Source organism: Candidatus Nitrotoga sp. M5 (assembly GCF_927904885.1).
In the GTDB taxonomy this organism is placed as follows: domain Bacteria; phylum Pseudomonadota; class Gammaproteobacteria; order Burkholderiales; family Gallionellaceae; genus Nitrotoga.
In genome coordinates this window covers 61,601-76,775 of sequence record NZ_CAKMNW010000056.1, presented here as the reverse complement: position 1 = coordinate 76,775, position 15,175 = coordinate 61,601, and the positions used below count along the sequence as shown (strand labels likewise).

11 protein-coding genes are annotated in these 15,175 nt (G+C 46.9%); 2 read left to right on the top strand and 9 right to left on the bottom strand.

The features are described 5' to 3' along the window. Positions 1-1,438: 1,438 nt before the first annotated feature. Positions 1,439-2,227 (top strand): tetratricopeptide repeat protein, encoded by a 789-nt coding sequence (locus MJ770_RS10885; RefSeq protein WP_239254030.1) that lies wholly within the window; start codon positions 1,439-1,441, stop codon positions 2,225-2,227. 360 nt (positions 2,228-2,587) lie between these two features. Here the strand turns inward: MJ770_RS10885 and glmM are convergent, their stop codons facing one another. The 4 genes from glmM to rlmE form a co-directional block, all read right to left on the bottom strand. Beyond that, complete coding sequence (gene glmM / locus MJ770_RS10880) at positions 2,588-3,952, bottom strand: phosphoglucosamine mutase (protein ID WP_239254028.1); 1,365 nt, start codon at positions 3,950-3,952, stop codon at positions 2,588-2,590. Beyond that, positions 3,949-4,776 (bottom strand): dihydropteroate synthase, encoded by an 828-nt coding sequence (gene folP, locus MJ770_RS10875; RefSeq protein ID WP_239254018.1) that lies wholly within the window; start codon positions 4,774-4,776, stop codon positions 3,949-3,951. Before folP ends, glmM begins: the two co-directional genes overlap by 4 nt. 100 nt (positions 4,777-4,876) lie before the next feature. Next, positions 4,877-6,781 (bottom strand): ATP-dependent zinc metalloprotease FtsH, encoded by a 1,905-nt coding sequence (gene ftsH / locus MJ770_RS10870; protein WP_239254016.1) that lies wholly within the window; start codon positions 6,779-6,781, stop codon positions 4,877-4,879. A 211-nt stretch (positions 6,782-6,992) separates the two neighbouring features. Next, on the bottom strand, positions 6,993-7,610 hold the full coding sequence (rlmE, locus tag MJ770_RS10865; RefSeq protein WP_239254006.1) for a 23S rRNA (uridine(2552)-2'-O)-methyltransferase RlmE: 618 nt from the start codon (positions 7,608-7,610) through the stop codon (positions 6,993-6,995). Between the two features lie 36 nt (positions 7,611-7,646). On the opposite strand from rlmE, the gene yhbY reads away from it, so the two are divergent. Continuing rightward, positions 7,647-7,988, top strand: coding sequence for a ribosome assembly RNA-binding protein YhbY (gene yhbY / locus MJ770_RS10860; RefSeq protein WP_239254004.1), 342 nt, complete (start codon positions 7,647-7,649; stop codon positions 7,986-7,988). A 142-nt stretch (positions 7,989-8,130) separates the two neighbouring features. Here the strand turns inward: yhbY and greA are convergent, their stop codons facing one another. The 5 genes from greA to dapB all read right to left on the bottom strand — a co-directional run bounded on the left by greA (position 8,131) and on the right by dapB (position 15,174). Next, positions 8,131-8,607: a transcription elongation factor GreA gene (gene greA / locus MJ770_RS10855; protein ID WP_239253994.1), complete on the bottom strand. Its 477-nt coding sequence runs from the start codon at positions 8,605-8,607 to the stop codon at positions 8,131-8,133. A 21-nt stretch (positions 8,608-8,628) separates the two neighbouring features. Continuing rightward, positions 8,629-11,850, bottom strand: a complete 3,222-nt coding sequence (gene carB, locus MJ770_RS10850) for a carbamoyl-phosphate synthase large subunit (RefSeq protein WP_239253993.1) — start codon at positions 11,848-11,850, stop codon at positions 8,629-8,631. A 1-nt stretch (position 11,851) separates the two neighbouring features. Then, positions 11,852-12,979 carry a glutamine-hydrolyzing carbamoyl-phosphate synthase small subunit gene (gene carA / locus MJ770_RS10845; RefSeq protein WP_239253990.1) on the bottom strand — a complete coding sequence of 376 codons (1,128 nt, stop codon included), beginning with the start codon at positions 12,977-12,979 and terminating at the stop codon, positions 11,852-11,854. Positions 12,980-13,846: 867 nt separating this feature from the next. Then, complete coding sequence (locus MJ770_RS10840) at positions 13,847-14,002, bottom strand: DUF4202 family protein (RefSeq protein WP_256448826.1); 156 nt, start codon at positions 14,000-14,002, stop codon at positions 13,847-13,849. Between the two features lie 365 nt (positions 14,003-14,367). Further along, the gene (gene dapB / locus MJ770_RS10835; protein WP_239253980.1) at positions 14,368-15,174 is read right to left on the bottom strand and encodes a 4-hydroxy-tetrahydrodipicolinate reductase; all 807 of its coding nucleotides are present in this window, start codon (positions 15,172-15,174) and stop codon (positions 14,368-14,370) included. Position 15,175: the final 1 nt, after the last annotated feature.

Below are 15,175 nucleotides of genomic sequence, written 5' to 3'. Positions count from 1 at the left end.
GACTAACCACCAAAAAACTTAAAAATCTGCTAGTCGAACATGATTTGCTTTAGCAACTCACCAAAAATGGCAGAAATATTAGGCCACGCATTAAGCTATTTACTGATACTTGGCAACCATTTAATCCTCCATGACTTTAGTTAACTACAAGAAAACCCAACTCTATTATGTATACGTATTGAGTAAATTCAATTCAAACCCATCCTCTGGGGACTTGCGAAACCCAACCAAGCTAGTTGAATTAGTAGCTGGAACAGTTAACAAAGAAAAATAACTTAACCAGAATGATATAACATAACTTATAAATCTAATTTTATCAATGAGATGAGAAATCCAAGGAGCACTTTATCACGAGCATACCTCAATATACAAGGACCTTTCTTACCATGGTTGTCGGAAGAGTTAAAACTCTAAATAGAGAACAAGAGGAATTGATGGCCACATTAGAATTACTACGCATCGAAAAATTCGATTCTTTAGCCGTGTTTTTCCAGCCCCCCTCAAGACCGTACTGCCATAGCCAAGGCTTTTGTGGCAAAATTATTCATAACATGTCAACGACACGTGCTTTACTACATCAATTGGAAGCCAGTGGCGCCTTACGTTGAATTTCGGCTGGGAACTTATAAACAATGTCTCCGATAACTGGGCACTAACGACTGAAAAGAAACACTATCAATTTGTCAGTGATATAACCGCCGTGCAATACGCTATAACAAACTCAACACTGTTGAATTCGTTAACGCCCTCTTGAAAGAGGAATTTTGTAGATTAATAGTTCGTGTATGCGGGCACGCTAAGATCATGCGCTATCTGATGTTTGGAATTCTGACCATAACAGCCAACCAGATAGTGAATTTAGCCACCTAAAACTACGCCAAACGTCTATTGCAAGGTAAACTTATGGTTTGTTGGATGGGTTACACTCAAAATCGACAGGATAACTGAGCAGATGGCTTACTACTAGACCAGCTGCCCAAAAAACCAACTTGTCAGAAATATTGATTAACATATTCCGATTGCTGTTGAATAATTTACAAGTGGTACATTTACCTGACTCTTGAACAATTATTTCTCTTTATTGGTTTTCGAATCTCTAAGTCCAACAGGCTGCTAGGTTTTATTGTTTTATATATAAAATTGGAGAGAAATCATATACGCTCAGAAAGATTATTGCATGGGCATGGAACAATTGAACAATACGATCTGGTGGTTGCCGCCAGAGACGGTATTGAGAAAGGTATTTGTTGTAACATGTTCGATTTTCTTACAAGGTGCCTTTAATAGTGCAACCCGCAACTTCAGCATTTATCCTTAAATCGGATCATCGTTTCAGTGTCTGCAAGTTTTGCGCCCATTGGACGTTAACCAAATGATATGCGCGCGTTGCGAAAGTATGAACGTGCGCCGTTCTTCGTGGAAGAAAAACGAAGGCCACATGAACCATTTTCTTTATGCACCGTATCGTTGTCGTGAGTGCAAGCATCGATTCTTTAAATTAAGCAGGCCTCTCAAGCTTTCTATTACTGCCACCTTGGGTTTGTTTACCTGCGTAGGTGTTTTTGTTACGATTTATCTATTATCCAAACCTGGCCCTAGCACCACACCTCCACCCATCTCTCAAGGGATAAAGCCCAGCAGAACAATTGTCCTGGAGAAAGCTAAGCAGGGTAAAGCCGATGATCAATACGCTGCGGGCCTCATGTACATGCCTGGTGGCGACTTCTCAATAAATTATAAAGAGGCGCATAAGTGGTTTGATTTAGCTGCTAAACAAGGGCATGCGGGGGCAGAATTCAATCTCGGCCTGCTATATAGAAATGGTCGTGGCGTATTACAAGACTTCACCGCTGCAGCTCAGTGGATTGAGAAAGCAGCCCACCAAGGTTATCCTGAAGCTCAGCATCAGCTTGCAACATTTTACAAAACTGGGGAAGGTATCCAACGTGATCTGACACAGGCTTACGTCTGGTATAACCTCGCGTCAGCACATGGCTATGAACCCAGCATTGCTGGGCGAAATAATGTAGCAAATCTCATGAATGCAGCTGAAGTACTGAGAGCACAAACTCTGTCTCGTCATCTCAAGCTAACGCTACCCACTCATGGTGAAGGTAAATCGCATACGGCCAACGTCGAAAACCTTATCAAAAGAGACATACCGGATAGAAGCGCGACACATCTCCCTCAAAAAGACAACTCGTTTAAAGATAATGCGTCCGATTAGCCGTCATCGCTGCCCGTATTTGTGTTCAATATAATCATGAACAAATATCTCAATTTATGGATTGAAACAGGAAGAGCTCCACTCAGCAACGAGCGCGACTCTCAGCTGGAAAATACATAAATCCGGCTCCCGATGGTAGTGCAGCTGCTGACAGAAAACCTCATGCAGAGGGTACAAATTATCCCCACGTAGTGTTATGCCTAAGGTTCTCCACAAATTAAATCAGGGCAAGGGCCGATGAAGGCTTTGCCCATGCACTATCCGTCGACCCTTTGTTTCATGCAACTACTGTAATTGCTGATGCGTGTGATGTCGAGCCAGTTGAATTACAAAATCCAATATTTTTAACAAGTGCTCCTGTCAAGTTATCTGCGTCACCTCTCGTACGGATTGTGCGATGGCTTCCGCCCAGTGCCTCACTTTTTCCCCATCCTCGCCTTCCACCATCACACGCAATAACGGTTCGGTCCCAGAAGGCCTCAGTAATACTCTGCCACAACCATCGAGAGCAGCTTCAGCAGCCGTCACCACTTCACGTATGCTGGCATGTGCAGAGCAATCTGACCCTCTGGCGACACGCACATTCAGCAGTATTTGTGGATACAGCGTCAAATCTGAAACAGCCTGAGCCAAGGTCTGTTGGTTAATACGAAGTGCATGCAATACTTGCAAGGCGGAAATGATGCCATCACCCGTTGTATGCCGATCAAGACAGATTATGTGACCGGAGTTTTCTCCGCCTAGTTGCCAGCCTTGTTGCAGCATAGTTTCCATTACATGACGATCGCCCACCTTGGCACGCACAAAGGGAATGTGCATGCGTTGCATAGCATGTTCGAAAGCCAGATTGGTCATTAGCGTTCCCACCACCCCGCCCTTGAGCGTGCCCTGCACATGACGGTGTTTGGCAATAATGTAGAGAAGATGGTCTCCATCGTACAAACATCCATCCGCATCAACCATCACCAATCGGTCGCCGTCACCGTCAAGAGCAATGCCGAGATCGGCATGATGATCTTTAACGGCTTGTTGCAAATTGGCTGGGGAGGTCGCACCATAACCGTCGTTGATGTTTTTACCATCCGGCTGCACACCAATAGTTACAACGTCCGCACCCAACTCGTGGAAAATATGTCGGGCAATGTGATAGCAAGCACCATGTGCGCAATCCACTACCAATTTAAGACCACGCAGATCTAAATCGTAAGGAAAGCTACTTTTGCAGAACTCAACATAACGGCCTGCAGCATCTTGTAAGCGTTTGGCTTTGCCCAGTTTAGACGAAGGCATGGTTTCTATTGCTGTTTCTAGCTTGGCTTCTATGGCGTATTCAGTTTCATCTGCCAGTTTACTGCCTTGACTGGAAAAAAACTTGATACCATTATCCTCAAACAGATTATGCGAAGCAGAAATCACAATACCGGCCTGTAAGCGCAATGCACGAGTTAGATAAGCCACTGCAGGCGTTGGCACCGGTCCGGCCAGATAAACATCAATCCCAGCTGCAATCAAACCCGCCTGTAAAGCCGATTCAAGCAGATATCCAGATATACGCGTGTCCTTGCCAATCAGTACTCCGGGATTTTCTCCTTGTGACAAATGCCAATTTGCAGAAGCCAACACTTTGCCTGCGGAATAGCCCAAGCGCATTACAAATTCCGGAGTGATAGGATATTCGCCTACCCGTCCGCGCACACCATCCGTACCGAAAAATTTCTTGCTCACAAGACAACTCCCTTCACCGCGTTCAAAATTTTCAAAGCATCTACTGTGGCGCGCACATCATGCACGCGTACCACGCATGCCCCTCGCATAACTGCCAGCAATGCTGCTGCTACGCTGGCATGTATTCGGTGCTCCACGTCTTGGCCAGTTATTGTCCCCAGCATGGATTTACGTGAGATCCCCGCTAGTAGAGGTACGCCCAATACAGAAAATTCATCCAGTCGTCTTAACAGAGTGAGATTATGCGCCAAGGATTTGTCAAAACCAAAACCCGGATCAACCATGATACGCTCCCGCGCGATGCCAGCCTTTTGCACAGATACTATACGAGAATGTAAGAATTGAAGCACCTCTGCCACCACATCTTGATAGTTCGCTCGCTGAATAGTCTGGGGAGGGCCTTGCTTATGCATCAGACACACCGCCACATCGCTTGCTGCCACGGCGGCCAACGCCTCTTTATGCTGCAACGCATTGATATCATTAATCATACTAACACCTCCCATCAATGACGTACGCATCACTTCTGGTTTATAAGTATCTACTGAAAGGGGAACCGGGGCACCATGTAAACCTTCAATGACCGGCATAATGCGATCCAGCTCTTCTTGTACGCTAATCGATAGCGCTCCAGGACGAGTGGATTCGCCACCTATATCGAGAATGTCAGCGCCTTCTTTAATCAGTTGGTGTGCATGAACCAGTGCTGCATCGCGATGCGAATGATGGCCTCCATCAAAGAATGAGTCAGGAGTGACATTGACAATGCCCATAATCAAAGTACGGGACAGGTCAAGCTTGAATAAGCCACAGTGGAGAAGCATATGTCAAATGCAGATAAAACATAAAAAGGGATCTAGAAACACAAAGATGCGCGGAAAAATGCACATCACGCCTTTCCCTTAAACTATACTTTTCAGCTTTTCAAGCTTCCGGCGCAGGCTGAGCGGATTGAGTTTCTGTTGCTGTCGGCGCTGCATCCTTAGGCGGCTGCGTATCTTTGCTCGACTGGACGACCTTTGGCGGACGTGGCGGTTTACCGGCCATAATATCGTCGAGCTGGTCAGCATCCAACGTTTCAAATTCAAGCAATGCTTGCGCCATCGCTTCGACTTTATCCCGATTAGCTTCAATTAACCCCCGAGCCAATGCGTACTGCTGATCAATAATGCGACGAATTTCCTCATCCACTTTTTGCATGGTCGCTTCTGAAACATTTTTATGGGTGGTCACAGAGCGGCCGAGAAATACCTCTCCATCATTTTCGCCATATACCATCGTTCCCAAAGCTTCCGACATACCCCATTGCGTTACCATACGGCGCGCCATTTCAGTGGCTCGCTCAAAGTCATTGGAAGCTCCGGTAGTCATTTGGTGCATGAAAATTTCTTCCGCGATACGACCACCAAACAATACTGCAAGCGTATCAAGTATGCGGTTTTTATCCATGCTGTAACGGTCTTCTGCTGGCAATTGCATGGTCAATCCCAGTGCGCGTCCACGCGGAATAATGGTAACCTTGTGAACCGGATCAGTTTTTGGTAGCAACTTGGCCACAACAGCATGGCCGGATTCATGATAAGCAGTGTTACGCCGCTCCTCCTCCGGCATGACAACTGATCGACGTTCAGCACCCATCATAATCTTATCTTTGGCTGCTTCGAAATCGTCCATCTCTACGAATCGCTTGCCACGCCGAGCAGCAAAAAGTGCCGCCTCATTTACCAAGTTCGCCAAATCGGCACCAGACATACCAGGTGTACCACGCGACAAAATATCGGCTTGAACGTCAGGCGCAACTGGAACTTTACGTATATGAACCTTCAGAATCTGTTCGCGGCCACGAATATCCGGCAACGGCACTACTACTTGACGATCAAAACGACCCGGACGTAACAGTGCTGCGTCAAGTACATCAGGCCGATTGGTAGCTGCGATCACAATCACCCCACTGGCTCCTTCAAAACCATCCATTTCCACAAGCAATGCATTTAAGGTTTGCTCACGTTCATCATTACCACCACCCAAACCGGCGCCGCGCTGGCGACCGACGGCATCAATTTCATCAATGAACACAATGCATGGTGCCTGTTTCTTTGCCTGTTCAAACATGTCACGTACGCGCGCCGCACCCACACCGACAAACATTTCTACAAAATCAGAACCTGAAATTGAGAAAAATGGCACGTTTGCCTCACCTGCAATAGCCTTCGCCAGCAGGGTTTTACCGGTCCCGGGGCTACCGAGCAATAGCACTCCGCGCGGAATACGACCACCCAAATTTTGAAACTTGGTTGGGTCGCGTAAAAAATCTACTATCTCGGATACTTCTTCTTTGGCCTCATCGCAACCTGCCACATCGGTAAAGGTAACTCGTTCTTTAGTCTCATCCAGCATCCGCGCCTTGCTCTTACCAAAAGAGAAAAGCCCACCACCCTTACCCCCGCCTTGCATCTGGCGCATGAAAAAAATCCACACTCCAATAAGCAGAAGCATTGGGAACCAAGAAACAAAAATGCTCATCAAAAAAGATTGCTCTTCTTCAGGTTTGGCCTCAATCGCAACACCGTTTTTGATCAAGTCAGATACCAACCATAAATCTTGCGGTGCATAACTGATAATGCGCTTACCATCACTAGCAACAGCTTTCAGCATGCGTCCTTCGATAGTGACCTTAGTGATACTCCCTAGCCTTACCTCTTCTAGAAAACGCGAGTAATCCATTTGCGTCTGCGAGGTTTGCTGACGTGTGTTAAATTGATTGAATACAGTCATCAGCACCAACGCCACGACCATCCAAATTCCGATGCTCTTAAACAAGTTGTTCAAAGTTACTCCTTAAACCAGCGCACATTCGCTGCCATGCGACCATTAGACTACGTCTGACCCGATTACTCAAGGGCACCACTTTATCTCCAACTATATAGCAATACTGCTTTAACCTTTAAGTTCTTCCGCTTACATGTTAAAAATATACTGCGTGTTAAATTCTTTTTCGCATCTCATCCCAATGGACTAAGTTTGACTTTAAAACTTTGTCTCAAATTTTGAAAGTACCCAAGAGATATAGTTCATTGCTTCTATCTCGCGAAGAATCCGGCTTTCGCGTCACCACTCGAGCATAGTAACTGCGCATCAGCTTAATATACTCTTCAAACCCTGCGCCTTGAAATACTTTTACTAGAAAAGCGCCGCTTGATTGCAAATGAAGCAATGAAAAATCCAATGCCAGCTCTGCCAGATGCATAGCACGAGCCTGATCAGTCATATTTATACCGCTAATATTGGGGGACATGTCAGAGATTACAAGCCCAATTTTTTTGCTGCCTAATTTATTTTCAATTTGAGCCAAAACACTATCGTCACAGAAATCGCCTTGAATAAACTCCACACCATTTATCGGATGCAATGGCAACAAGTCAACTGCAATTACTTTGCCACCACCACCCACCTTGCTGGCAGCAACTTGCGACCAACCTCCTGGAGTCGCACCCAAATCAACAACCACCATACCAGACTTGAGTATGTGGTCACGCGCATCAATTTCCAATAACTTGTATGCCGCCCGCGAACGATAGCCTTCCTTATGTGCACGCTGCACGTATGAATCATTAACATGTTCACTCATCCACTGTTTGCTACTTTTGGATCGTTTCATCGTTTAAAATGTCAGCCTTATGAGGAGCCACTAAAATTGCTAACACTATCTGTACTACAACGCCAAAATCTCAAAGCACGCGCTCATCCGCTTAAACCTACCGTCATGATTGGATCAGCAGGATTGACCACCACCGTGCTGAGAGAAATCTCCTGCGCACTGAAGAGCCATGAATTAATCAAAATCAGGGTTATGAGTGAAGATCGTGAAGCACGCGAGGCAACCCTGGAAAAAATTTGTACACAATTGAACGCAGCAGCGGTGCAACATATTGGCAAAATTCTTGTTGTATACCAACCACAAGAAGATACACCCGTGAAGAAACCAACACAGCAAAAAGGTAAAACGCTCAGTAAAAAACAGTTGAGCAGCCGATAAGCCTCCCAGCTTGATCTTAAGTCCTACCACCACTTAGCAAACATGCAGGCGTACTTTCCCAATAATCTGACAACCACTAGCAGAGATGGAGAGCTCACCTGCATACAAATCGTAGACTACCATGGCAGCCAGCCGGAAAAGCTTAAATATATTGTACGTTCACGACCTCATATTCGCGAATTCCGCCTGGAGCTTGGACTTCGGCAATATCTCCGCTGTACTTACCTATCAGTGCCCGTGCAATCGGAGAGCTGATGGAAATTTTACATTGCCTGATGTCAGCTTCGTCATCTCCAACAATCTGGTAAGTCACTACATCTCCGCTTGCGAGATCTTCCAGCTTCACCGTCGCACCAAACACACAACGACCGTCCGCGTTGAGGGTCTTTGGATCTATCACTTGAGCATTTCCCAGCTTGCTTCCCAACTCTATGATGCGCCCCTCGACAAAACTTTGTCGCTCTTTAGCCGCTTCATATTCAGCGTTTTCCGACAAGTCACCTTGCGCACGCGCTTCAGAAATGGCATTTATAACCGACGGCCGATCCACGGCTTTTAAATGATGTAGTTCATTACGCAATAACTCAGCACCTACCACGGTTAATGGAATCTTGCTCATACTGATTTTCCTTCTATATTCTTAATGAATCAGACGCATATGCTGCGTCTGCAAGTCATACACATTTAATTCAGCGATGTGCTGCATGCCCAAACAAGCAGCGCGTGCACCAGCCAGAGTGGTGTAATAAGTTACACGTCCCTGCAATGCGGCATGGCGTATAGAATAAGAATCTTGCACCGCACTCCGTTTACTGTCCACGGTATTAACAATCAGATTGATCTCACCGTTTTTGATCATATCCACGATGTGCGGACGACCTTCTGCCACCTTGTTGACCACAGTCACTGCAACATCCGCAGCCGCTATTGTTGCAGCGGTTCCATGCGTAGCTAATATGGTAAAGCCCATATCGCGCAGGCTCTTGGCAATTTCCACGGCGCCCAACTTATCTCCACCTCGCACACTAATAAATACCTTCCCGGCAGTCGGCAACTTCACTCCCGCCGCCAATTGCGATTTAACAAAGGCTTCCGCAAAGGTATCACCCACGCCCATTACCTCCCCTGTGGATTTCATTTCTGGGCCGAGTATGATATCCACACCGGGAAATTTAATAAATGGAAACACCGCTTCCTTTACCGAATAATACGATGGAATAACTTCTTTCGTCACTCCCTGCTGCGCTAATGATTTACCGACCATGCAGCATGCAGCCACCTTGGCCAGCGGAATTCCAGTAGCTTTAGACACAAAAGGAACTGTGCGAGAGGCACGCGGATTTACTTCCAGAACAAATACAGATTCACCCTGAATGGCATACTGCACATTCATTAGGCCGACCACATTCAATGCTCTAGCCATCGCCTTGGTTTGGCGGCGCAACTCATTTTGAAGCTCGGTCGACAAACTAAATGGCGGCAATGAACAAGCTGAGTCGCCAGAATGCACACCAGCCTCTTCGATGTGTTCCATAATACCGCCGATCAGCACTTCTGTTCCGTCACTTACAGCATCCACGTCCACCTCGATCGCATCATTCAGAAAACGGTCGAGCAAAATTGGCATGCGTTCTGGAAAAATATCAGCACTCTCCACTGCCTCCCGCATATATCGTTCCAAATCAGGTTGAGAATGAACAATTTCCATGGCACGCCCACCCAACACATTACTGGGCCGCATTACCAGCGGGTAACCAATTTCTTGGGCTGCTAGTACCGCCTGTTCTGGCGAGCTGACCGTGCGATTGGGCGGTTGCTTTAAATCTAATTGCTGCAACATTAGGCGGAAACGCTCACGATCCTCCGCACAGCCAATCATATCCGGCGTGGTGCCTATAATAGGCACACCGTTCATCTCTAATCCATGCGCCAACTTCAACGGCGTCTGCCCCCCAAACTGCACAATTACCCCGACCGGTTTTTCCACAGACACAATTTCCAGCACATCTTCCAGCGTCAACGGCTCGAAATACAGACGGTCGGACGTATCATAATCAGTTGACACAGTCTCTGGATTACAATTGACCATGATGGTCTCATACCCATAATCACGCAACGCCAGTGCAGCATGCACACAGCAATAATCAAATTCGATCCCTTGGCCAATACGATTAGGCCCGCCACCCAGCACTATAATTTTATTTCTGGTCGTAGGCTGTGCCTCACACTCCTCTTCATATGTTGAGTACATATAAGCAGTATCGGTGGCGAATTCGGCGGCACAAGTATCTACTCGCTTGAACACCGGGCGAATACCCAGTGCATGACGGCACGCGCGCACGGCAGCGGCATCACTTCTCAACAACTTAGCTAAGCGATTATCCGAAAAACCTTTGCGCTTTAATCCACGCATCTCTGTCATACCCACACTATCCAGTGTTCGACCAGCTAGTGCAGCTTCACGCTTGATCAGGTCTTCGATCTGCGCTAGGAACCAAGGGTCAATTTTGCTTAGCCCAAACACCTCTTCCAGCGTCATACCTATGCGGAAAGCATCTCCTACATACCAGATACGATCTGGCCCTGGCGTGCCCAATTCAGCGGCAATCAAATCCTGATCGTTTGTTTTTCTGTCAAGCCCATCCACCCCGACTTCCAGTCCGCGTAGCGCCTTCTGAAACGATTCCTGAAAAGTGCGACCAATTGCCATCACTTCACCCACCGATTTCATTTGAGTGGTTAAACGATCATTTGCCTGCGTGAATTTCTCAAAAGCGAACCGTGGAATCTTAGTCACAACATAATCTATTGTGGGCTCAAATGAAGCTGGAGTTGCCCCATCCGTAATTTCATTCTTCAACTCATCCAACATGTACCCTACCGCCAGTTTCGCCGCCACTTTAGCAATTGGAAAACCTGTAGCTTTAGATGCAAGCGCCGAAGAGCGCGATACGCGCGGATTCATCTCAATTACTACCATATGCCCATTTTCGGGATTAATGGCGAACTGTACATTGGACCCCCCCGTATCTACTCCAATTTCGCGTAGCACAGCAATACTCGCATTGCGCATGACCTGGTACTCCTTGTCGGTCAGCGTCTGCGCTGGGGCCACAGTGATAGAGTCACCAGTGTGCACACCCATCGGGTCTAAATTTTCAATCGAGCAGATGATTATGCAGTTGTCAGCACGGTCACGCACCACTTCCATTTCGAACTCTTTCCAACCAAGCAGTGACTCTTCAATTAACAACTCCTTGGTGGGACTAGCTTCTAAACCGCGCTCACAAATCTCGACAAACTCCTCGCGATTGTAAGCAATACCACCGCCCGAGCCTCCCATTGTAAAGGATGGACGTATAACTGTAGGGAAGCCCATCACCTGCTGCACCTGCAATGCCTCTTCCATACTATGCGCAATAGCCGAGCGCGCCGATGCCAAACCAATACGCGTCATCGCTTGTTTAAATTTTTCGCGGTCTTCTGCCATGTCGATAGCTTCACGCGATGCGCCTATCATTTCTACGCCATACTTTTCCAGCACTCCGTGTTTAGCCAAATCTAATGCACAATTCAACGCTGTCTGCCCACCCATGGTAGGCAGGATCGCGTCCGGTCTTTCCTTGATAATAATTTCTTCCACTATCCGCCAAGTGATCGGCTCAATATAGGTAGCATCTGCCATATCTGGGTCGGTCATGATGGTGGCCGGATTCGAATTCACCAGAATCACGCGATAACCTTCTTCGCGCAGCGCCTTACATGCCTGCACGCCGGAATAATCAAACTCACACGCCTGCCCGATGATAATGGGACCTGCTCCGATGATCAAAATTGATTTTATGTCAGTACGTTTAGGCATATCAGGAGCTCTTGCGCATCATCGCCACAAAGCGATCAAACAAATAATCCACATCATGTGGGCCAGGGCTCGCTTCAGGATGACCCTGGAATCCAAACGCAGGCATATCGATCAACTCGAAGCCCTGTAGCGTGCCATCGAACAGAGAAACATGTGTCACACGCGCATTCTCCGGCAGGGTCGTTGCATCCACCGCAAAACCATGATTCTGACTCGTAATCACCACATGTTTACTCTGCACATCCTGAACAGGGTGATTTGCACCTCGATGACCAAGCTTCATTTTCACCGTCTGCGCCCCTAGTGCCAAGCTAAGAATCTGATGCCCCAAACAAATACCGAACAACGGCATACCAACACGTAAAAAATACTGCGTTGCAGCGATAGCATAATCGCATGGCTCAGGGTCACCCGGGCCATTTGGCAATAACACACCGTCTGGCTTGAGTGCCAACACATCTTCGGCGCTGGTTTTTGCGGGCACAACGGTGACTTGGCAGTCGCGCTCGGCCAGCTTTCTCAAAATATTGTGCTTAGCACCAAAGTCATATGCCACCACATGAAACTCGGAATGCGCATTGCAGCGGTAGCCGTCCTTCAAGCTCCACTCTCGCTGCGTCCAATCGTAATTCTTTTCACAAGAGACGTGCTGCGCCAAATCCATCCCGTCGAGCCCAACAAAGTCACGCGCCGCTTGCAGCGCCGCCTCCTCGTCCATGTCGGTAGAAATGCAGCCATTCTGAGCACCTTTTTCGCGCAAAATGCGCGTTAGTTTACGGGTGTCAATGTCAGAAATCGCCACTACTTTATTGGCTTTGAGGTAATCAGACAAAGGTTGCGCGCTACGCCAGTTACTCACCGTCAAGGACAAATCGCGGATCACCAGCCCACTAGCAAACACTTGGCGCGATTCCTCGTCCTCGAAATTTGCCCCCACATTACCAACATGAGGGGAAGTCAGAGTGACAATTTGTTTGCAGTAAGAAGGGTCAGTAAGAATCTCCTGATAGCCGGTCATCGAGGTGTTAAACACCACCTCGCCTACACACATGCCAGAAACGCCAATGGCAGCACCACGAAACACCGTTCCATCGGCAAGCACAAGAATGGCAGGGTTCGTTTGCGGCACCAGAGATTCTCCAAGGATAGCTATCAATCTGAATTCTTCATAAATCGCGCGATGGTTTACACAAGATTTTGCGGCTTGAGAAATATTTTCCCACCTCAGCGAACCTTGCTTACTTGATTAGCCAACTTTGTGAACGAACGAGGCCATACATCCGTAAGAACAAATCTTGCTTGTCAACCAAAAAACCACGCGCCAATTTTATGAAACATCCGGGCTAACAGCTTGTATGACATAAAGAAGCGGAATGAACCGATCGTTCACCCCGCCAGTACTAATTCTGCATTATACCTGATAGCGTAGGGCGTATCAAATGTAAACCTAACCTGACCGCTTAATAGAATTCACTGTCTTCTTGGCAAATATCCAAGCTACAGAGCAGCTCTAACAAACCAATTTTGCGAGCAGCCGCTTTGCGGCGTGCATGCTTACCCCATTTCGTCACAATACGGCGTTATTTGAAAACATTATCATTAATAAATTAATCATATACTGCGTTCAAATTTTTTGCTCGTGCCAAGCCTTGCCTAAAAACTAGAATTTTTAAGGCTCCTTACATCAAGCGCTTTATTAACCACCACTCGTAGTCCTGCTGCGGGGTTAAATTTCAATTCAGTTATGTGACCTAATCTCAGACATTTTTCCAAGTCTCACAGAGAGTCTTATGCAGCTTTTCTTCTTCAAAAAATTATATTTACCCATAAAATTCGCTTGCAGCCTATCGTACTTGAAGAATCTAAGCGAAAATTCGACTGGGCGAGGACAGGTTTTGCCGGTAATAGTCATTACTAATACCGGCAAAACCTGAATCTGCACCAGCCAGACTGGATTTGCAGCCTATTCCCTTTAAGCCCGACAGGCTGCTAGATATCACTGAAGAAACACCAAGCCAACAACGTCTTCCAATATCTGGCTTTCAGGGTTGGCTTTAAGCTTTTCTTTGCGCAATAATGCTTGCACATATGCAATCATATCCTCGTTATCACCCGTATCGCGCATGGTTTCTCCAGTAACCTCACCGTGAATTTATACAATTCAATACGTCAGCAGTTGCAACCCACCCTATCCTATCAAATAATTGGCACGTAGAATATTCCAGTGACAGAGATGCTGGCAGCGAATCTGCCAGTAGCAATGCTTCAGAAGCATCAGGCTCAAAATATTTAAACATGACAGTCATGCGTTTAGAATAGAGTAGCCTGGATAAATCAAACCCTCAAAAAAATCCTGATTGGGATCAATAGCATCAACTGCATCAAATATGACAACCTATTGATAAAAATGTGAAAGATGAGCAATCACGCAGCCATCAATACGCATCTCAACACAACAGCGAACAAAATAATTGTGGCAAATATCAGTTTTTCTCTGTTGAAGCACTCTCTCTACGTTTACTTCAACCCAAGCACATCCTGCATGTCATACATCCCAGCCGCATTGCCTTGCAAGAAACGTGCTGCACGCAGCGCACCGAGAGCAAAAGTGGAGCGGCTACTAGCCTTGTGAGTAATTTCTATACGCTCGCCGGTGCCTGCAAATAGTACAGTATGGTCTCCCACAATGTCGCCACCGCGTACGGTGGCGAAACCAATGGTGGAAGGATCGCGTTCGCCAGTAGTGCCTTCACGACCATATACAGCGCATTTAGCAAGGTCTCGCCCTAACGTTTTTGCAATTACTTCCCCCATGCCCAGCGCTGTACCAGAGGGTGAGTCCACTTTATGACGGTGATGCGCTTCGATAATTTCAATATCAAATCCATGGCTCAACACTTTGGATGCCATTTCCAGTAACTTGAAGGTAAGGTTTACACCTACGCTCATATTGGGAGCAAACACGATACCGATGTGCTGAGCTGCAGCACCTAACTCTGCCTTTTGCTGCGCAGAAAAACCGGTGGTACCTATCACTATAGGCACGCCAAGTTTCATACATATTCCAAGATGCTGCAACGTTCCTTCCGGGCGAGTAAAATCAATCAACACATTCGCACCTTGTAGAGCAACTTCCGCATTAGCTGTGATTTTCACGCCGCATGCGTTACCAACCAACTCTCCAGCATCCTTCCCTAACTGAACACTTGAGGCGTGCTCCAAAGCTGTATGCAATGTCAGATCATCTGAGTGTAGTATGCCTTCGAGCAAAGCCTTACCCATTCTTCCACTACAACCGGCAATTGCGACTTTTATTTTATTCATC

Bases quoted from the DNA above. Each gene is read 5' to 3' on its own strand.
- MJ770_RS10885 (WP_239254030.1), top strand. From the start codon at position 1,439: ATGAACCATTTTCTTTATGCACCGTATCGTTGTCGTGAGTGCAAGCAT.
- carB (WP_239253993.1), bottom strand. From the start codon at position 11,850: ATGCCTAAACGTACTGACATAAAATCAATTTTGATCATCGGAGCAGGT.
- folP (WP_239254018.1), bottom strand. From the start codon at position 4,776: ATGCTTCTCCACTGTGGCTTATTCAAGCTTGACCTGTCCCGTACTTTG.
- greA (WP_239253994.1), bottom strand. From the start codon at position 8,607: ATGAGCAAGATTCCATTAACCGTGGTAGGTGCTGAGTTATTGCGTAAT.
- rlmE (WP_239254006.1), bottom strand. From the start codon at position 7,610: ATGAAACGATCCAAAAGTAGCAAACAGTGGATGAGTGAACATGTTAAT.
- dapB (WP_239253980.1), bottom strand. From the start codon at position 15,174: ATGAATAAAATAAAAGTCGCAATTGCCGGTTGTAGTGGAAGAATGGGT.